17 protein-coding genes and 1 tRNA gene are annotated in these 19,515 nt (G+C 57.5%); 7 read left to right on the top strand and 11 right to left on the bottom strand.

The annotated features are described in order from the left end of the window. The first annotated feature begins 6 nt into the window (after nucleotides 1-6). The 4 genes from BM347_RS00090 (at nucleotide 7) to BM347_RS00075 (ending at nucleotide 4,459) form a co-directional block, all read left to right on the top strand. Nucleotides 7-963 carry an ABC transporter permease gene (locus BM347_RS00090; RefSeq protein WP_093914413.1) on the top strand — a complete coding sequence of 319 codons (957 nt, stop codon included), beginning with the start codon at nucleotides 7-9 and terminating at the stop codon, nucleotides 961-963. Nucleotides 964-1,096: 133 nt separating this feature from the next. Continuing rightward, a complete protein-coding gene (locus BM347_RS00085; protein ID WP_093914412.1) occupies nucleotides 1,097-1,912 on the top strand; it encodes an ABC transporter permease in 816 nt (271 codons plus the stop codon). Further along, the gene (locus BM347_RS00080) at nucleotides 1,909-3,546 is read left to right on the top strand and encodes an ABC transporter ATP-binding protein (RefSeq protein ID WP_093914411.1); all 1,638 of its coding nucleotides are present in this window, start codon (nucleotides 1,909-1,911) and stop codon (nucleotides 3,544-3,546) included. Before BM347_RS00085 ends, BM347_RS00080 begins: the two co-directional genes overlap by 4 nt. 76 nt (nucleotides 3,547-3,622) lie before the next feature. Then, the gene (locus BM347_RS00075) at nucleotides 3,623-4,459 is read left to right on the top strand and encodes an alkaline phosphatase family protein (protein ID WP_093914410.1); all 837 of its coding nucleotides are present in this window, start codon (nucleotides 3,623-3,625) and stop codon (nucleotides 4,457-4,459) included. Here BM347_RS00075 and BM347_RS00070 read toward each other — a convergent pair. The 7 genes from BM347_RS00070 to BM347_RS00040 all read right to left on the bottom strand — a co-directional run bounded on the left by BM347_RS00070 (nucleotide 4,456) and on the right by BM347_RS00040 (nucleotide 11,720). Then, on the bottom strand, nucleotides 4,456-5,397 hold the full coding sequence (locus tag BM347_RS00070; protein WP_093914409.1) for an alpha/beta hydrolase: 942 nt from the start codon (nucleotides 5,395-5,397) through the stop codon (nucleotides 4,456-4,458). The two genes, BM347_RS00075 and BM347_RS00070, sit on opposite strands and share 4 nt — an antisense overlap. Then, nucleotides 5,394-7,271 carry an acyl-CoA synthetase gene (locus BM347_RS00065; RefSeq protein ID WP_093914408.1) on the bottom strand — a complete coding sequence of 626 codons (1,878 nt, stop codon included), beginning with the start codon at nucleotides 7,269-7,271 and terminating at the stop codon, nucleotides 5,394-5,396. Before BM347_RS00065 ends, BM347_RS00070 begins: the two co-directional genes overlap by 4 nt. A gap of 213 nt (nucleotides 7,272-7,484) precedes the next feature. Further along, nucleotides 7,485-7,916, bottom strand: coding sequence for a peptidoglycan-binding protein LysM (lysM, locus tag BM347_RS00060; RefSeq protein ID WP_093915328.1), 432 nt, complete (start codon nucleotides 7,914-7,916; stop codon nucleotides 7,485-7,487). Between the two features lie 66 nt (nucleotides 7,917-7,982). Further along, nucleotides 7,983-9,779 (bottom strand): ABC transporter transmembrane domain-containing protein, encoded by a 1,797-nt coding sequence (locus BM347_RS00055; protein WP_093914407.1) that lies wholly within the window; start codon nucleotides 9,777-9,779, stop codon nucleotides 7,983-7,985. 115 nt (nucleotides 9,780-9,894) lie between these two features. Beyond that, nucleotides 9,895-9,969, bottom strand: a tRNA-Gly gene (locus BM347_RS00050). 494 nt (nucleotides 9,970-10,463) lie between these two features. Beyond that, nucleotides 10,464-11,144 carry an aspartate/glutamate racemase family protein gene (locus BM347_RS00045; RefSeq protein WP_093914406.1) on the bottom strand — a complete coding sequence of 227 codons (681 nt, stop codon included), beginning with the start codon at nucleotides 11,142-11,144 and terminating at the stop codon, nucleotides 10,464-10,466. A 57-nt stretch (nucleotides 11,145-11,201) separates the two neighbouring features. Beyond that, a complete protein-coding gene (locus tag BM347_RS00040; RefSeq protein ID WP_175498450.1) occupies nucleotides 11,202-11,720 on the bottom strand; it encodes a TetR/AcrR family transcriptional regulator in 519 nt (172 codons plus the stop codon). A gap of 247 nt (nucleotides 11,721-11,967) precedes the next feature. Here BM347_RS00040 and BM347_RS00035 point away from each other — a divergent pair, with 247 nt between their 5' ends. From BM347_RS00035 to BM347_RS00025, 3 genes are read left to right on the top strand one after another with little or no spacing between them, the layout of a single operon-like run. After that, a complete protein-coding gene (locus BM347_RS00035) occupies nucleotides 11,968-12,492 on the top strand; it encodes a PaaI family thioesterase (protein ID WP_245764140.1) in 525 nt (174 codons plus the stop codon). A 4-nt stretch (nucleotides 12,493-12,496) separates the two neighbouring features. Beyond that, nucleotides 12,497-13,648: an MFS transporter gene (locus BM347_RS00030; protein ID WP_093914404.1), complete on the top strand. Its 1,152-nt coding sequence runs from the start codon at nucleotides 12,497-12,499 to the stop codon at nucleotides 13,646-13,648. Between the two features lie 28 nt (nucleotides 13,649-13,676). Next, nucleotides 13,677-14,528, top strand: coding sequence for an alpha/beta fold hydrolase (locus tag BM347_RS00025; RefSeq protein ID WP_093914403.1), 852 nt, complete (start codon nucleotides 13,677-13,679; stop codon nucleotides 14,526-14,528). A 424-nt stretch (nucleotides 14,529-14,952) separates the two neighbouring features. On the opposite strand, the gene BM347_RS00020 is transcribed toward BM347_RS00025, so the two are convergent. The 4 genes from BM347_RS00020 to BM347_RS00005 form a co-directional block, all read right to left on the bottom strand. Further along, complete coding sequence (locus BM347_RS00020; protein ID WP_093914402.1) at nucleotides 14,953-15,525, bottom strand: hypothetical protein; 573 nt, start codon at nucleotides 15,523-15,525, stop codon at nucleotides 14,953-14,955. Then, the gene (locus tag BM347_RS00015) at nucleotides 15,522-17,762 is read right to left on the bottom strand and encodes a xanthine dehydrogenase family protein molybdopterin-binding subunit (protein ID WP_093914401.1); all 2,241 of its coding nucleotides are present in this window, start codon (nucleotides 17,760-17,762) and stop codon (nucleotides 15,522-15,524) included. The genes BM347_RS00020 and BM347_RS00015 overlap by 4 nt, the downstream gene beginning before the upstream one ends. 1 nt (nucleotide 17,763) lies before the next feature. Continuing rightward, nucleotides 17,764-18,222, bottom strand: coding sequence for a (2Fe-2S)-binding protein (locus BM347_RS00010; protein WP_093914400.1), 459 nt, complete (start codon nucleotides 18,220-18,222; stop codon nucleotides 17,764-17,766). Nucleotides 18,223-18,402: 180 nt separating this feature from the next. Then, nucleotides 18,403-19,515, bottom strand: a 1,113-nt coding sequence (locus tag BM347_RS00005) for an S-(hydroxymethyl)glutathione dehydrogenase/class III alcohol dehydrogenase (RefSeq protein WP_093914399.1), incomplete at its 5' end; no start/stop codon positions are given.

Genomic DNA, 19,515 nt, shown 5'->3' with positions numbered 1-19,515 from the left:
ACGCAGATGCACCCGATATTAAAACTGATCGCCCAACGCTTAGCGTTGGGCCTTCTTCTCCTCCTTGCCGCGTCGGTTTTGATCTTCGCAGGCACTTCGATTTTGCCCGGCGACGTGGCACAATCCATATTAGGCCAATCCGCCACGCCCGAAGCACTGGCAAACTTGCGCCGCGAACTTGGCCTGAATGACCCCGCCGTCACCCGCTATTTCGCATGGCTTGGTGGTGTGTTGCAGGGTGATCTGGGCACTGCCCTGACCAATGGCCGCGACATCGCAGAAAGCCTTGGCGGACGCCTCAAAAACACGCTTTTCCTTGCCTTCTGGGCGGCCGCTATCTCGGTCCCGTTGGCAATCTTCCTTGGCCTGCTGGCCGTACGCTACAAAGACCGCTGGCCGGATAAGCTGATTTCAGCTGTGACGCTTACCACCATTTCGATCCCCGAATTTATGATCGGTTACGTGCTGATCTATTGGGTTGCGATCAAATGGCGTATGTTTCCGTCTGTCTCGATCATCAACGAAAGCATGACCCTTGGGGCCAAGTTGAACGCCATCGCGATCCCTGTGATGGTACTGACGCTGGTGGTGTTGGCGCATATGATGCGCATGACCCGCGCCGCGATCCTGAACGTGATGCAATCGGCCTATATCGAAACGGCCGAGCTGAAAGGTCTGGGCATGCTCAAGATCATTCGCAAGCATGCGTTCCCCAACGCCATCGCGCCCATCGTCAATGTTGTGATGCTGAACCTTGCCTATCTGGTGGTCGGCGTTGTTGTGGTCGAGGTGGTGTTCGCCTATCCCGGCATGGGGCAATATCTGGTGGATCACGTCAGCAAACGCGACGTACCTGTGGTGCAAGCCTGTGGTCTGATCTTTGCGGCGGTCTATATCGGCCTGAACTTGGTCGCAGACATCGTGTCGATCCTGGCCAATCCACGACTAAGGCATCCGAAATGAGTTCAGTGCATTGTTCCCCGAAAGAATACGCTGCGCGCGCCCAAGCGTTTTTGCCAAGCAAAACCGTGGGAAGACCCCCGGTCGCCGCATCGCCACTGCCCTTTAAAGCCCTATCATCGAAAGGGTTTCGCCCATGAGAAACATTCCCCTCTCTGCAATGATCGGTCTTTTCTTTACCGGTATCTATTTCATCATGGCAATCTTTGCCCCCTGGATCGCCCCTTATGGCATGGCCGAGGTCGTTGGCGACGTTTGGGAACCCTCTTCGTCCGAGTTCCTACTGGGGACCGACAGCATTGGCCGCGACCTGCTGAGCCGGATGATATACGGCGGGCAAACCACCATCTTTATCGCAACCGCGGCCACGATCCTCAGCTTTACGCTGGGGTCTGTCATGGGCTTCTTTGCCGCTGTTTCAGGCGGTTGGGTCGATCAGGTGCTGTCGCGCTTTGTTGATCTGATCATGTCGATCCCGTCGCTGATTTTTGCGCTGGTTGTTTTGTCGGTCATGCCGACCACTGTACCGATCCTGATTATCCTGATGGGTTTGCTGGACAGCACCCGCGTTTACCGGCTGGCCCGTGCTGTCGCCGTTGACATCACGGTGATGGATTACGTCGAAGCGGCCCGCCTGCGTGGCGAGAAAATCGGCTGGATTATCTTCCGCGAAACCCTGCCCAACGCCCTGTCACCACTGGTCGCCGAAATGGGCCTGCGCTTTATCTTTGCGGTTCTGTTCGTATCAACCCTGTCGTTCCTTGGCTTGGGGGTACAACCGCCACAAGCTGACTGGGGTGGCATCGTAAAAGAGAACAAAGAAGGCATCAACTACGGCATCCAAGCGGCACTGTACCCGGCCTATGCGATTGCGACGCTCTGCATCTCGATCAACCTTGTTGCGGATTGGATCCTGAACCGCACCACATCGCTGAAAGGGGGCCGGGGATGACCGAACCATTGCTTAAGGTACGCGGGCTGAAAATCGGCGCGACGGCCTACCCCCCCGGCGAGAAACCTGTTGCGATCAAGATCGTGCACGGCGTGGATTTCGATCTTGAGGCCGGCAAAGTGCTGGGCCTGATCGGTGAATCCGGCGCAGGTAAATCCACCATTGGTCTGGCGGCCATGGCCTATGGCCGTGGTGGTGTTGAGATCACCGGCGGCGAAGTCTGGGTAAACGGGCGCGACATTCTCAAGGAAAACCTGCGCAGCCTGCGCCGTTTGCGCGGGGCCGAGGTAACATATGTTTCGCAATCTGCAGCGGCATCCTTCAACCCCGCCAAAAAGATCATGGAGCAGGTGACCGAAGCCGCTATTTTCCAAGGCAAATTCACGAAAGCAGAGGCTGAAGCCCGCGCGGTTGAGCTATTTTCCAAGCTAGGCCTGCCCGACCCCGAAAACATCGGCAACCGCTATCCGCATCAGGTGTCTGGTGGCCAATTGCAACGCTGCATGACGGCGCTGGCGCTGTGCCCGGAACCCGATCTGGTGGTGTTCGACGAACCCACAACGGCGCTGGATGTGACGACGCAAATCGACGTGTTGGCCGCGATCAAGGAAGCGATTGCCGCAACAGGTGTGGCAGCACTCTACATCACCCACGATCTGGCCGTTGTGGCGCAGGTCAGCGACCATATCATGGTGCTGCAACAAGGCGATATGGTCGAATACGGCACCGTCGACCAGATCATCAACGCGCCCAAAGAAGACTACACCAAAGCATTGGTATCGGTGCGGTCGATCAAACACGAAGAAAAGACCCCGACAGATAACCCCGTGCTGCGCGTCGAAAACGTAACCGCGCGCTACAAGGGCACCAACTTTGATGTGTTGAAAAACATCAACGTCGATATCCACCCTGGCCAGACCTTGGCGGTTGTCGGTGAATCCGGGTCCGGCAAATCAACGCTGGCGCGCGTTATCACGGGGCTGCTGCCGCCGAGAGAGGGACAAATTACATTTGACGGGCGCGTACTAAGCCCCGACCTCCCCACACGCCCCATCGAAGATCTGCGCGAAATGCAAATGATCTATCAGATGGCCGACACGGCGATGAACCCGCGCCAGACTGTGGGCACCATTATCGGTCGCCCGCTGGAATTTTATTTCGGTCTGAAAGGTAAAGCCAAGCAAAAGCGCATTCAGGAACTGCTGGACGAGATCGAGCTGGGCGACGGCTTCCAAGACCGCTATCCCGCAGAGCTGTCGGGCGGCCAGAAACAACGTGTCTGCATCGCGCGCGCATTGGCGGCCAAACCCAAGCTGATCATCTGCGACGAGGTGACGTCGGCCCTTGATCCACTGGTCGCCGATGGCATTCTCAAGCTGCTGTTGAACCTGCAAAAGATCGAAGGCGTCGCCTATCTGTTCATCACCCATGATTTGGCGACGGTCCGCGCCATCGCCGATAGCATCGCTGTGATGTACCAAGGCGAGGTCGTGCGGTACGGCCCGAAAAGCCAGGTGCTGTCACCGCCCTTTGATGATTATACCGATCTGCTCCTCAGCTCCGTTCCGGAAATGAAAATCGGCTGGTTGGAAGAAACGATTGAACACCGTCGCATGGAAAGCGCCGGGAATTAGGGGCACCGGTTTTTTTAAAAAATCCGTCCCGGAAAAGACCTATTTTCCGCGCCCGCTGCAACTGTAGGACAAGACCATGAAGAACAAGCTGCTGTTGATCATCCTTGATGGTGTCCCCTACCGCAATTTCCGCCGCTTGTTTGGCAACCTCGAAGGCTGGGTGGACAGTGGTGATGCCCGCGTCTGGACGCAGCGCGCTGCTCTGCCGTCTATCTCGGCCTCGTGTTATGCGTCAATCCACACTGGGGTGGCCCCCGCGCAGCATGGCTGCACCGGCAATGGCAACGTTTTCCGGCTTAAGCACAAGGACGTCTTTTCCCAGACCCGTGCGGCTGGAGGCGTCACAGGTGCTGTCGCACATTCATTTTGGTCCCAGTTCTTTAACCGTCATCCCTTCGACTATGTCCGCGACATCGAATATGATGAACCGGAAAGCGACACCATCAACCACGGGCGGTTTCACACCATGACCGGCTATGGCCAAGCCAACCAGATGACGCCGTCTGATGTTGATCTGTTTGGCACGCTGACCAATCTGGCGGGGCGCTTCGGTCTGGACTACGGTATGCTGCACACCTGTACGCTGGACAGCATGGGCCACCGTTTCTTTCACGACTGTCAGGAAATGGACCATGCCTGCTTTGTGATGGACGAGATGCTGGCCCCGTTTATCCCACAGTGGCGCGCGATGGGTTACGAGGTGATCGTGACCGCAGATCACGGCCAGGACGAGCGCGGCCACCACGGCGGGCGCGGGACGTTGCAGCAAGAGACGGCGCTCTATTACTTTGGCGATGCCCAAGGCCCGTCCGAGGATACAGTGATCGACCAGCTTCAGCTTGCGCCGACGATTTTGGGGCGTCTGGGTGCGCCTGTGGCAGACACGATGTCGGCAAAATCGTTTCTAAGCTAGGACAGATCAGCAGGCCAGTCGCCTGCCCCCAACGCCGAAATCGCGGCCACGATACGATCAAAGCTGGCAGCCGCTTTTTGCGACATCACACGCGCACGCAGATAGCCATGCACCAGCCCCGGTTCTTCGACCCAAATCGCCTTACCGCCTGCGGCCAGAATGGCGTCACGATAGGTTTCGCCGTCACTGGACAAGGGATCGCATTCCGCCGTGATCATGACACTGGGCGGCAAGCAGGAAAAATCCGTATCATGCAGGGGCGCATAGCGTGGATCGCCCTTGGGCGGCTCCCCGCCCGAACGAACCTGCTGATAAAATGCCATATCCGCAACCGTCAGCTGGGGCGCGTTGGCATGGCGGACATAACTGCCTTTCGTTGCGTCTCCGCCGAGGCCCGGATAGATTAGCACCTGCCCTTTGATACGCCCATCAATGCGCCCGCGTGCATGATGCGCCACCGCTGCGGCAAGGTTTCCGCCCGCACTGTCTCCGACCAATACAATGCCACCGGCATATTCGGCTGCGATTGCCTGAAACGCGTCGTAGGCGTCGTTGAAACAACCGGGAAAGGTAACCTCGGGGGCCAAGCGGTAATCGACTGAAATCACCCTGTATCCGCTGCGCGCGCAGATTTCGGCGCAGACGTCATCGTGACTTTCTAGCCCACCGACGACAAAGCCGCCGCCGTGGTAATAGATGACGGTGATATCGGATGCGCCGACCTCGTAAATGCGACATGGGACGCCACCAAAGGTGACGTCCCATGTTTGTACCCCGTCAGGGTGGCTTTGGTGAAAAGCAGCGCACATCTTGTTATAGACCGCGCGCTGGTCTTCGATGCTAAGCCCGACCGCGTCTGGTGGATAAAATTCATCTGATCGCCGCATATAGGCCCAGATTTCATCATCCAGCAGAACGTCATAGTCGGGTGGGTTCATGCAGCTTCCCAGCCAAAGGTGAACACATTCAATGTGCTGCCTACATCAGCCTCTGACGCGCCGTTCATGGTAACTCGCGCCACCAGGCCGCGTTTTTTGTCATCAACAACCGATGCCACACGTGCGGGCGAGCCGACGTTCTCAAGCGATTCATTAAAGATGCGGGTGATCGCCATTTTGCGCAGATCAGGCTTGAAGATCTTACCAACAGCAGTTTTGGGCAGTTCAGGCATGATCATCATATGCTTGGGCTGCGCCGCGCGCTCCTGAACCATTTCCTTGCAGAATTCCATCAGCTCCTGCTCGGTCACCGATGCACCGCCAACCAGCTCGACAAAGGCGCAAGGCACTTCGCCTGCGTGCGCATCAGGCTGGCCGATCGCACCTGCAAAGGCAACGGCCTCGTGACCCAGCAACGCCTCTTCGATCTCGGCGGGGTCGATGTTATGACCACCGCGGATGATCAGGTCTTTGGCGCGGCCCGTGATCCACAGATACTTGTCTTCGTCGATGCGGCCCAAATCGCCTGTACGCAGGTATTTTTCAAAGTAGTACAGGTCTTTGTTCTTATCCGCTTCGGTATAGGTGTTGCCTTCAAAGATGCCTGGGTTCGAGATACAAATCTCGCCGATCTCGTCTGTATTGGCCTCGACAGGTCCACCGGCGGTGCCCTTGATGATCTTCACATCCGTATACGGGAAGGTGATGCCGATGCTGCCAACCTTGCGCAGGCCATCGGGCGGGTTTGCAGAAACAAGGCAGGTCGCCTCGGTCAGGCCATAGCCTTCGATCAGGGTAATGCCCGTGGCCTTTTCAAACCGCTTAAACAGTTCCAGCGGCAAGGGGGCCGAGCCGGAGAATGCCCGTTTCACGGTCGAGATATCAGCATCAATCGGGCGCTGCATCTTGGCCGAAATCGCGGTGGGCACGGTGATGATAAATGTGATTTTCCAGCGCTCGACCAGCTTCCAGAAGTTGTCGAACACGCCATCGCCACGATACCCTTGGGGTGTCGGGAACACGACATGCGCGCCAGATGTCACCGCCGCCATCAAGATGACGTGGCAGGCAAAAACGTGGAACAACGGCAGCGGACACATGATGTTGTCTTCTTCTGTATAAAGCAGCCGGCCACCCAGCCAGCCGTTATACATCATGCCGGAATATTTGTGCTGTGCGACCTTGGGCATGCCCGTGGTCCCGCCTGTGTGGAAATAGAACGCCACCCGGTCCTCTTGCGGATCATCAAAGGTCAGCTCAGCAGGCTGCTTGGCCAGCTCCGCGTTGAAATTATGATAGGTTGCTTGGTTGCTGCCCGTCTGTTTGGGGCGGATCAATGGTACAATCCACGACTTTGGCGCGGTCAGATAACGGCACAGATCGACCTCAAGCACATGTTTCACGTTTGGTGCCAGCGCGACCGCCTCGGCGGTTTTCTGCGCCACGTCGGTTTTCGGGAAGGGCCGCAAAGTCACGACAACCTTGGCATTGGTTTCACGCAGGATGGCACCGATTTGTTCGGCCTCCAGCAGCGGATTGATCGGGTTTGCGATCCCTGCGACCGCACCGCCCAGCAATGTGATAACCGTCTCGTTACAGTTTGGCAGCACATAGGCCACAACGTCCGTAGGTCCGACACCCAAGGACCGGAACAGGTTGGCGGCCCGGCCGACCTGCCCGTGCAGTTCCCCCCAAGTCAGCGTTTCGGCGTAATCTTTCGGGCCGGAAAACAGCTGATAGCTGATTGCGTTATGGTTTGGGAACTTGCCAGCCGTATTGCTCAGCAAGCCCCACATTGTTTTAGCGACGTCCCGGTCTGCCCAAGGCATTTCTGCCTCGATTGCATTACGGTCTTCGATCCCGGCAAATGACATAATAGTCCTCCCTATGGTGCGGTTTGCCCGCATTCATTTATTCCCTGCCGCCAAAGATGATGGCTAAATCCAAAATCCGCAAGCGTCTGTGGGAAGATTGAACGTTGCGTCAGCCTAGTTTCACCATGCAAAATGCAAAAAGAGCGGCAGAAGTGATCTGCCGCTCTTGATAATTTTGTGATTTGGCGTGCCCGTTTAGGGGACGGAACCCGATTATTTCGCCGGAATACGCAGCATTTGACCCGGATAGATTTTGTCCGGATGGGTCAGCATGGGGCGGTTGGCCTCGAAAATCTCTTCGTAGCGCGCACCATTGCCCAAGGTCTTGGTCGAGATCGCCCAGAGCGTGTCGCCTTTTTCAACGGTGTGGAAAGTACCGTCACCATCACCGCCGCTGATGTCCTCTTCGACAGCTGCAACACCTTCAACATTGCCAACGGCCAAGATGACTTTCTCTTTCATCTCTTGGCTGACCGCAGTGCCCGAAACGGTGACTTTGTCGCCATCAACCTGAATATCCAGACCTTCAGCATCAAGGCCAAGCTCTTTAAGCTCATCTTGCAGCGCCGCGCCTGTCACTTCTTCTTCATCGCCGCCGCCGAATACTTTTTTACCGGCGTCCTTAACGAAATTCCATAAACCCATGATCATCTCCCTGTGGTTTTATTTGCGCCTGATAGTTTCCACCTTAGGCAGAGATAGACAAGCGTTTTATTCAGCGGCCATGCCATCAGTGAACTGCAAACGGGCCAAACGCGCATAAAGTCCGCCCTGCCCGACCAATTCGTCATGGGTGCCGGTATCAACAATCCGCCCGGCTTCCAGAACCACGATGCGGTCCGCCTTTTTGACGGTTGCCAAGCGGTGCGCGACGATCAAAGTCGTCCGATCCGCGCTAAGCTTGTCCACCGCATGCTGCACCGCGCGTTCGCTTTCGGCATCCAGTGCACTGGTCGCTTCGTCCAGCAACAGCACCGGCGCATCGCGCAAGATCGCGCGCGCAATGGCGATGCGCTGTTTCTGTCCACCCGACAACATCACACCGCGTTCGCCCAGATAGCTGTCATAGCCATCGGGCAACGCGCTGATGAACTGATGTGCAGCCGCCGCTTCGGCCGCTGCGATAATTTCGGCATCCGTCGCATCCGGTCGGCCAAAGCGGATGTTCTCGCGCGCTGAGGTGGCAAAAATCACCGGGTCTTGGGGCACCAACGCGACCGACCGCCGGAACGCGTCGCGAGAGACGTCGCGCAGATCAATCCCATCCAAGGTGATCCGTCCCGATTGCGGATCATAGAACCGCAAGATCATCTGGATAATCGTCGTCTTACCTGCTCCTGACGGGCCAACAAAGGCAACGGTTTCGCCCGGATTGATTGTCAGGTTAACACCGTCCAGCGCCTGGACTGCGGGCCGTGCGGGATAGGAAAAATGCACATCTTCAAACACGATGCGACCGGCCACAGGGCTGGGCAATTTCGTGGATACGGCGGGGTCATGAACGTCGTCGTCGGTTTGCAGCAGTTCCACCAGACGTTCCGTGGCCCCGGCTGCACGCTGCAATTCGCCCCAGATTTCCGACAATGCGGCCACACCGCCCGCCACCATCACCGCGTAGATCACGAATTGAACCAATGCGCCGGGGGTCATATCGCCCGCCCGGACATCACGCGCGCCCATCCACAAAACGCCAACCACACCGGCAAAGACCAAAAAGATCACGATGACCGTCATCAACGCCCGTGTCTTGATCCGGCGGCGCGCTGCGTCATAAGACGCTTCGGTCATCTGCGCGAATTGGGCGCGGCTTGCCGCCTCATGGGTAAAGGCCTGCACGGTCTGAACCGCGCCAAGGCTTTCGGAGGCATTGCCCGAACTGGCCGCAATCCAATCCTGATTTTCGCGGCTGATCACGCGCAGCTTACGCCCCAACACAAGGATCGGCACGATCACGGCAGGCACCAGCAACAACACCATCGCCGTCAACTTGGCCGAGGTGAACAGCATCAAGATCAACCCGCCCGTGAAAATCAACATATTGCGCAGCGCGATCGAAACGGACGACCCGATCACCGACAGAACCAGCGTGGTATCCGTGGTGATCCGGCTTAAGACCTCTCCAGTCATGACACGCTCGTAAAATGACGGGCTCATACCGATGACGCGATCAAAAACAGCTTTGCGAATATCTGCGACCACCCGTTCGCCAAACCGCGTCACCAGTGCATAGCGCAGCCCCGTCCCGATGGCCAACAACCCGGCGATTGCCAAAGCGGCAATAAAATACTGATCCAGCAGCTCTTCGCCGCTGCCAAAGTTATCAATGACCCGGCGCACGGCCAATGGCAGCATCAACGAAATCGCTGCCGTCATGATCAGCGCCAGAATTGCGGCAATCATCAGACCGCGGTACGGCCGCACAAAGGGAATAAGCGCACGCAACGCGCCCAACTTCTTGGACCTTTCGCGTTCTTCATGTGCGGGTGCGGGCGTGGGCGTACGGGCCATCAGAATTCCTTTTCAAACACCAGTGTCATCGCCTGCACCGCGCATGGGGTCAAGCCCGACAAATGACCGCTGCTTGCGGCAAATCATAGCAGTCTGAATTAAGGGTATAATATGTTGGAGCGGGCGGAGGGAATCGAACCCTCATCTTCAGTTTGGAAAACTGAGGTCTTAACCATTACACAACGCCCGCTCAACGAAGGCGTTAGTATTTCATACCTGTAGGGGCGTCAAGTAAGCCCAGAAGGATAAGCGTAAAGATCTGAGGGGGCGGTGGGTTTTTCGGGCCGATGCGGACCTTGGTGGCTTTGATGTCTAATGGCAGCTCCCAGCTCAAAGCAGACGGGACTGTTCTACATGTCGGGCGGGAACCGGACTTTCGCTGCGGCCTGCGGATCTTGTTTCTTGAGACGGTGAAGCAGACAAAGGCTGTGTTAGTTCGGCCAACCGCAGTGAGCGGCAGCAAAGAGGTCTCATCAGCGATAGCCGCTGGGTGCATCCAAAGACTGCCATCGTTATGTTTCGGGTAACTCTTCTTTCGCAAAAAGTTACGATACAATGTGTCTCTTGCGGTCGACCACGCTGGCGGCACATATATTCACAGTTCAGGCATCACCACACCGCCGCAAATCGGCGCGAGGTATCAAAGTTGCGAGATATAAACTGACGTCAGACCCCATGGTGCTTTCAATTTAGTCCACCTGCCGCGACGATTGAAACCAGCGCATTGATGTGGATTTCGATCACGTCAATAAATCTGAATCCCGGCGCTTGATTGTCGAATGCCAATCCCAGGTCCGTTCCTGCAAGCAACACAGCGTCCGCCTGTTGGTCGTCGATCATTGTCTGCCCCGCCTCAAAGAACAACGCACGCTGTTTCTCACTGCATACCCCGGTCTCTGCCATCTCCATATAGGCGGCCCAAACACTCTCAAACCGATCTTGAGGCACGACTACCTCAACGGTTTTCAATAAGCCAAAGAGATTGGTTTCGAGGGTGGCTCTGCTCCCCAGTATGCCGAGTTTTTTGATCCCGTTGTCGTGGCAATATGTCTCGATGATTCCCGTGCCATCCATCAGCGCCACGGGTGATATGGCCTGCGTTTCTGCAAAGCAAAAATGTCCGGTAATTGCGGTGATCAAAGCAATATCGCTGCCTGCGCCAGCGAGGCGGTCGAGGTGCGTCGCGAAGACCTCTGCCTGCAATGCCCGCTGGTCTTCGGCTGCCCGCTGCAGCAAGGCATTCATATCAGCATGTTCAATCGTCAGTGACAGTGGCAAATCGGCCTTTTTGAACGCGTCAATCAACCGCGTGTAGTAGGATATCGTAGCCGCCGGTCCGAGGCCGCCTATGAGGCCGATATGCATGTTTCAATCTCCAAGTCTAAAGACATTTTTGGCGCGCCCTGGTCCGGTCCACGTCCGCTAAGATTTTGACGCACAGGGCTTTTGGCAAGCCGTCAGGATTTCGTGTTGCAGGTCCGCGTCTTCGACCGCGCGGGCCAAAATCAAGGCACCGATCATTTGAGACATTGCCTGAATGGCCTCCGTCCGGCTATCGGGTTGGTCACCAAGGGCTTCGGCAAGGTGGTCCACTTGCCGGGTGACGGCGCGATTGAACGTGGTTTGCAAGGCCGGGCGTTGACGGTTTGCCTCAGCGGCCAGCGTGGCATAAGCGCATCCATGCCCGACAGTCGACACGTGTTGCGGTGACAAATACCACGCCTTGAGGGCGGCCACGGGATCGCTTTTTCCCTTTATAGTCTTGGCCCAAAGCTCGAAGTTGTCGTTAAGCGCCAATTCGGTTGCCTCGCATTCAAGCGCTTCTTTGTTTTCGAACTGTTTGTAAAAACCGCCTTGGGTCATCCCCGCCGCCTTCATCAGGCTTGCGATCCCGATGCCGTCATAGCCGTACATGCGAAACTGCTCACTGGCTGTTTTCACGACTTTTTGGCGGTTCTTTTGTGCTGTCTCTCGGCTCACTCTCATTTGGTTTGATCCCTTTTCATTCTTCGCTGCTGATCGGCCTGCGGAGGGCGAGCAGGTTTCGCAATCTTAGATACCGATCACCATCTAACGCAACGTCATTTGGATTACCATCAAACTCTATCATTGACTAATTAGGATTACGATCACAATCTAAATGAAGCCTCTCCCCGAGGTTTTTGTCAGCGTCAGCAAGGACCACAACATGCAAGATTTGAATACCACTGATCCCAAATTCACGCCCAGCCTCATGCCCGATGTCCCCTTTGGCATCGCCCGCCCCGAACAGGGTATCGGGCTTTCCGGGCTTGAGGCTATTCGTGCGATCCCGACAGGTGCTTTGCCAGCGCCACCCATGGCGCGCACCTTGCAGCAGTGGATCGAAGCGGCTGAAAAGGGCCGTGCAGAATTTCGCGGAAACCCGTCAAAAGAGTATCTCAACCCCATGGGCCTTGTGCACGGGGGCTGGACGATGGCGCTGTTGGACAGCGCGATGGGCTGTGCGGTTCAGACCATTCTGGACGCAGGCGAGCTCTATGTATCGCTCGGGACCGAGGTCAAATTCATGCGCCCTATCACAGCGAAAATGGGTCAGGTGCGCGCCATTGGGACTGTGATTGACCGTACACGCCAGACAGCATCTGCCGAAGCCCGCGTGGAGGACAGTGCTGGTCGAATTCTGGCAACCGGCACGACCACCTGCTTCCTAAGCACTGTGAACAAGGGGTGATGTGATGCCGATCCTCACGCTTATGACGGTTCCGTTTGTCTTTACCTTGGGCGGCTTCGTCTTTGTCGGTTTGCTCGACCCGATGGCCGCATCGCTGGACGTCACGATTGCAACGGCGGCCACGCTTCAGGCGGGCTATGCATTTGCCTGCGCAATCTGCGGGCCGCTGCTTGCTCATGTAACGCGCAACTGGCGCAAGAAACCGCTGCTGCTGGCAACCTTGGCCTTTTTGGCGGCTGTGAACGGATGGTCCGCCATTGCGCCGGACTATGCTATGCTAATGGGGACGCGTATATTGGTGGGCGGTCTGGGCGCGCTTGCGCTGCCGCTTGCTGTTGCAATCGGTGTCTCTATGGCACCGGCAGAGAAACGCGCAAAAACCATCGCCGCGATCTATGCGGGTGTTGTGCTGGCGTTGATGATCGGGATCCCTGCGGGATCTGTGATTGGCGGGCTATTGGACTGGCGTGCCAGTTTTTGGATGACCTCCGCATTGTGTGTTGTCTCGTTGGCACTCGTGGCCCGCAATGTCCCGAATTTGGCTGCTCCTGTGATCGAAAAGGGCTCCCGCTCTTTGCCCGCACAGTCGTTCGGATATCTTCTGGTTACTCTGCTGGCCTTTACGGCGATGTTTTCAATGGTTGGTTTTATCGGACCGGTCATTTCCGCGCTGACAGGCTTTGGCCCCTTTGGGATCGCCGGTTTGCAAATGCTGATTGGTCTGGCGGGGGTTGTCGGGCTGCGCGTTGGAGCGGGTTTCGCAGAGCGTCCCGCGCAGAACGGTTTACCGCTGCTCTTTGGCGGGATCGCTTTGGGTCTGATCGTTCTGATTTATCCGCTCTCAACAGGCACGGCCTCCATTTATGGGCTCATAACGATGGTTGTCAGCATTCTGATCGCGCCCACTGCGCAGTTCGGGACCGCTCCGATTGTGCAAGCCCGCCTCGCCCAAGCGGCGGGGCCCGCTGCCACTTTCGCGCTCGCGATGAACGGGTCCATGGTCTACCTCGGCCAAGGGCTTGGTGTCACTATTGGCGCATTTTCTATCGCGCAATGGGGGCTTGTTGCGGCCCCTGCCACTGGCGCCTGTATCGCACTGTTCGGCCTTGGACTGTCGATCGCATTGCACCGCGCCACGCTTGCCCCCTCCACCTGAATTTTCAAACCAACCGAAAGGAAACCCTATGTCTTTGGACATCAACGTCCCGATTGAAACACATTTTGCCGACGTCGAGGGAATGCAGATTGCATGGCGCAGTCAGGGCCAAGGACGTCCCTTGCTGATGCTCAACCGCTTTCGCGCCAGTATGGCGGATTGGGACCCCGAATTGATCACGGCTCTGGCGCGTACACATCGGGTCATCACCTTTGATAACGCTGGTGTCGCCGCAAGCGGCGGCACAGTTCCCGATACGCTGGAAGGCGCGGCCGACATCGCAATGAAATTCGCAAATGTCATTGGTCAGGACAGGCCGCATGTGCTGGGCTGGTCTATGGGGGGCATGATCGCCCAGATCATCGCCGCCAAATATGGCGATGCGATTGGCGGTGTTGTTCTTGCGGGGACCACGCCCAGCTTTGCGCTGGAAGGGACAGTCCCAACACCACAGGAATGGCTGGCGACGGCAACAAAAGAAGAGAACACCACAGAAGACATGCAGTTTTTATTTTATGCTGACACTGAAGTCAGCAGTAGCGCTGGCCTGTCCTCTCTTGCACGCATTGGCCAAGGCAATGCGACTGCAGGAGCAGCGTCCAAAACGACGATGCAAACTGTTGGTGCTCAGGGTGCTGCAACGCGCAAATTCTTCTTCGGAGAAGACGGTGCATTTAAGGGATTAGACAACATTCGCGTCCCTGTGTTCGTGGCAAACGGCGACAAAGACAGGGCCTTCGCAGTTGAAAACGCGCTTGCCTTGGTGCGTGCAATACCCGACGCGCAGTTGGCCATCTATCCTGATGCGGGGCACGCGTTTCTCTTTCAGCACGCTGAGCAGTTTAGCGAAGATGTGACGCGGTTTCTGTCTGGGCTTTAGGTTCTGGTACAAGCCACATTTCCCTTCGATTGGTGCATTCGTCGATTGCAGTGAATGCCCCATTCGATCGCGTTGATTGGCGTAGTGAGCACAACAACATTAGAAAAAATTCCGCCTATAATACTCAGTACTTTTTGAGATTATAAAAGCCCAACTCAGCTCGCGAATCTTGCCTTGCTTGAAGGGTGACGTTTCTTTTATCGGCAATGCTGTACAATGCACGAATGTCCGCACTGAAATGCTGCGCCACAGCACAACCCAGGCAGCACAAACGGCCGCTCTGGGCCGTTCGCGTGACTTTGCAAAGCACACTATCTGCGCAAAGCTGCCCTCGATACAGCCTGCAGAGAATGACCGCCCACCATCCACCCAACATCCTAAACGCGAGCTGCTCAACAATCACCCGCCTATAGCCTTTCGCACCTCAGGGGTCGTTTGCACAGGGGGTGCCTGCTGAGGCCCATAGGTTTAGCGCCGCGATCATCTTGTCCAAGCCAATCGGCGGCGTGCTGCGCCCCGCTCCGGGGGCAAAACCCCAAGCCACAAAAGCCGAGGCTTCCAGATGTGTGGCCAGTTCTTCCATGTCAAAGCCATCGTTGGTTTCAGGGTCGCGTAGCTGCACGCAAATGTCTTGGCTGGATTCGCCCAGCCACGCCAGTTCAGCCGGGGGCAGTCGCCACGCGTCGTCGATCATTGGCGGCGCATGGGGTGTCGCATTGGCCGATGCCACGCCGATATGACAGGTGCGGCACGGCATCGTTTCGGCCCCCACGCGGCTGTCGCCTGCTTGCACATGCATGCCATGAACCGCGTCCGCGCCATATGTCAGGCCGTTCCACATCGGGATGCCGCCCTTGCCCACGTGACAATTGGTACAGCGCGGATGCGAGGTAACGGAATACATGTCATCCCAAGCCGCCAGCCCCTGTGCCTTGGTTGGCGTATCTTGGGCGGTCACCGGTCCCGCGATCAGCACTGCAAGAACGATGCCCCTCATATGAAATCAATCGATTTGGACAGGGGTAATTCGCGGATGCGCTGGCCCGTAGCGGCAAATATGGCATTCGCCAATGCGGGTGCGGCGGGCGGTACGGCTGGCTCTCCGATCCCCCTGATCTTGTTGCCATTCTCAAGCCCGCGCACCGTGATTTGCGGTGTTTGATACAGGCGCATCCCCTCGTAGGCGTGGAAATTGTCCTGCTCGGGCACACCATCGCGATAGGTCAGCTCGCAATTCATCGCGTGACCAAGGCCAAAGATCACCCCGCCTTGCACCTGTGCCTCAAAGTTCACCGGATCCAGCACGCGGCCCACATCGGCGGCGACAAAGACCTTGTCGATCCGGATGCCGTCGTCTGTGCTCAACACCTCGACCACCTCGGCGACGGGCACGCCAAAGGCAAGGGTAAAGGCCAGCCCGCACCCCCGGTTCGGGCCAAGGTCACTGCCCCAATCAGACATCTCGCCAACGGCCTCCAGCACCTTGCGCGACGGATCGTGCCAGCACAGGCGCAACCGTTCTGCCAGCGGATCGACACCAGCGGCATGGCATAGTTCGTCCATAAAGCTTTCGTGCAGGAACCCGTTGCCCGACGCGCCCACGGACCGCCATGAACTGATCGGCACCATCGCGGGCGTGCGGTATCCGGTCACGCGATAATTGGGGATCGCAAACGGCTGGTCCCACGCGCCCGCCACAATCGCCACATCAGGGCCAATCGCTGGCTGGCCCAACCGCGCAAGCGAGGATTCAGCCACGGAGGGCGCCGCAATCGACAGATCAAACGCGTCCAGCGCACCGGATTTCACCGCGCCCTTTGCATGGGCCATGGCCAGTGGGCGGGGGAAATCATGACTAAAGTCTTCTTCACGCTGCCAGATCATCTTGATCGGGGTGTCGGGCAATTGCATGGCGATTTCGACCGCTTGGGCGATATAATCATCCTCAAGCCTGCGGCCAAAACTGCCGCCCGACATCAAAACATGCACATGGATGTTACCCGCGTCCATCCCCGTCAGCTTGGCCATATTGGCCTGCACGAAGCGCGGGATTTGCGTACCCGTCCAGATGTCCAATCGGCTCTGCGACATCTTCACGACGACGCTCATGGGTTCCAGCGGGGCGTGGGCCAGATAGGGGATGCGGTATTCCACCTCGATCACATCGGCACCGTCCAGGGCGGCAACAACGTCGCCTTCATCCTTGAAACGGCTGTCTTGGTGATCGTCGGTCATGGAATTGGCAACCGCGTCAAACTGTTCGTCCGTGTTGCCGATATAGGGGGATGGGCCCCAGTCGCATTCAACAGCTTGCGCCGCCTGAAAGGCCCGCCATGTGTTATCGGCCACGACGGCAACACCGCCCGTAATCGGCAAAACGCTGCGAACACCGCGCATGCCTTGCGCCGCTTCGGCGTCAAAACCGATAAGACCACCGCCAAGCGCAGGATTGGTACGGGTCGTCGCATAGACCATCCCGTCCATCATCATGTCGATGCCATAGGTCAGCGTACCGGTAGATTTGGCCACCATATCAGTGCGCTTTTGCGGCTTGGTCAGATAGCGCCACTGCGACGGATCACGCAGGGTGACATCCTGAACGGGTTCGATGTCTGCCGCAGCCACCGCCATATCAAGGTATTCGATCCTCAGCCCGTCCGGCAGCACAACGCAGCCGTTTTCCGTGCGCAACTGATCACGCGGCAGGCCGGTTTGCTTCATCGCGGCGCGGATCAGGGTTTCGCGCGCAACAGCCCCTGCCATGCGCAGACGGTCATACATATCCGGCACAGTCGATGACCCGCCGGTAATGTGCAGCCCCATCAACTTGCCCGCCACATCCACCGCATCGCGTCCGGTGCGGGCCAGCAAAGTGTCAGAGGTCGCGGCAATCGGCAGCCCTTCGGCACCAACAACACCATTGTAGTAGATCGCACTGGCAGGCCCCGGTGACAGGGTCGCAGTCGCGGGATCAATATCCAGTTCTTCAGCGATCATATGCGCCTGCATGGACCATGCCCCCTGCCCCACATCGGCACGCGGAGTGATCAGGGTGATCCCTTGGGCGTCAATCTTGACGTAAGGGTTCAGGGCGGTTTCGCCGGGTTTGAGGTCTGCCAGCAGCGGGTTTTCACCCTCGCGTTTATAAAGGTAGGTGCCAAAGGCAACGCCGCCTGCGATGGCCGCCGATCCAATCAAAAAGCTGCGGCGGGCAATGGTTTTTACGCGCCCCATTTCAAACCGCCCGCAGCTTGGTCGCAGCCGTTTTCACAGCCTCGCGAATGCGTAGATAGCTGCCACAGCGGCATAAATTCCCGCTCATCGCGGCGTCAATCTGATCGTCTGTGGGTTCTGAGTTCAAATCCAGAAAGGATGCGGCCTGCATAATCTGACCGGCCTGACAGTACCCGCATTGCGCCACCTGTAGGTCGATCCACGCCTCTTGCACCGCGTGCAGGGCGTTCGGCGTACCCAGCCCTTCGATGGTGGTAATCTCGCCCACGACATCGCTTGCGGCCAGCTGGCATGACCGCACGGCGACCCCGTCTTCGTGAACCGTACAGGCCCCGCATTGCGCAATGCCGCAGCCGTATTTGGGGCCGGTTATGCCCAACTCGTCTCGGAGAACCCAAAGCAGCGGCATGTCGTCTTCGACATCAACATCATATGTTTTGCCGTTTACGGTGAGTTTCATGAACGGCCTCCCGGGCGTGCAGAGCGATTGTGCATCACTCGGGCATTATAGGTAGTGCCGAAGTCAGCAGAAGCAAAAGGTATCCTTGCGTCAACGTGGCCCGAAAATGGTTAACCAAACCCAAAGAAAAACACCGCCCCCATCGGAAGCGGTGCCTTGGTGCGCATAATGTCGTTTAGATCAAAACTCCACGACGGCGCGGATTGATTTGCCTTGGTGCATCAGGTCGAAGCCGTGGTTGATGTCGTCCAGCGTCAGTTTGTGGGTGATCATCGGGTCGATCTCGATCTTGCCGTTCATGTACCAGTCCACGATTTTGGGAACATCGGTGCGGCCCTTGGCCCCGCCAAATGCGGTCCCGCGCCAGACACGACCTGTGACCAGTTGAAACGGCCGGGTCGAGATTTCGGCACCTGCGGGGGCGACCCCGATGATGATGCTTTCACCCCAGCCCTTATGCGCCGCCTCAAGCGCCTGGCGCATGACTTTGGTGTTGCCGGTGGCGTCGAAGGTGTAATCGGCACCGCCCTTGGTCAGCTCAACCAGATGGGCCACCATGTCGCCGTCAACCTTGGTCGGGTTCACGAAATCGGTCATGCCGAAATAGCGGCCGGTTTCTTCCTTGTCGTCGTTCAGATCGACGCCCACGATTTGATCCGCGCCGGCCAGACGCAGCCCTTGGATTACGTTCAGGCCAATGCCGCCCAACCCGAAGACAACGCAGCGCGCGCCGATCTCGACTTTGGCGGTGTTGATAACCGCGCCAATGCCCGTGGTAACGCCGCAGCCGATATAGCAGATTTTATCGAACGGCGCGTCCTTGCGGACTTTAGCCAGCGCGATTTCGGGGACAACCGTGTGATTGGCAAAGGTCGAGCACCCCATGTAGTGGTGGATCGGCGTGCCATCGAGCATCGAAAATCGCGTGGTGCCGTCGGGCAGCAGGCCCTGGCCTTGGGTGACGCGAATGGCCTGGCACAGGTTGGTTTTGCCTGACAGGCAATATTCGCATTCGCGGCATTCAGGGGTGTAGAGCGGGATCACGTGATCGCCGACCTCAAGCGTGGTCACACCCTCGCCGACCTCCATCACGATGCCTGCGCCCTCGTGGCCCAGAATGGCGGGAAAAATCCCTTCGGGATCATCGCCCGAACGGGTGAATTCATCGGTGTGACACAGGCCCGTGGCCTTCATCTCAACCAAAACCTCGCCCCGCTTGGGACCCTCAAGGTTCACCTCCATGACCTCAAGCGGTTTACCCGCCTCAACAGCTACTGCCGCCCGTGTTCTCAT

The organism is Sulfitobacter marinus (assembly GCF_900116285.1).
Lineage (GTDB): Bacteria > Pseudomonadota > Alphaproteobacteria > Rhodobacterales > Rhodobacteraceae > Sulfitobacter > Sulfitobacter marinus.
This window is presented reverse-complemented; position numbering and strand designations above follow the sequence as displayed.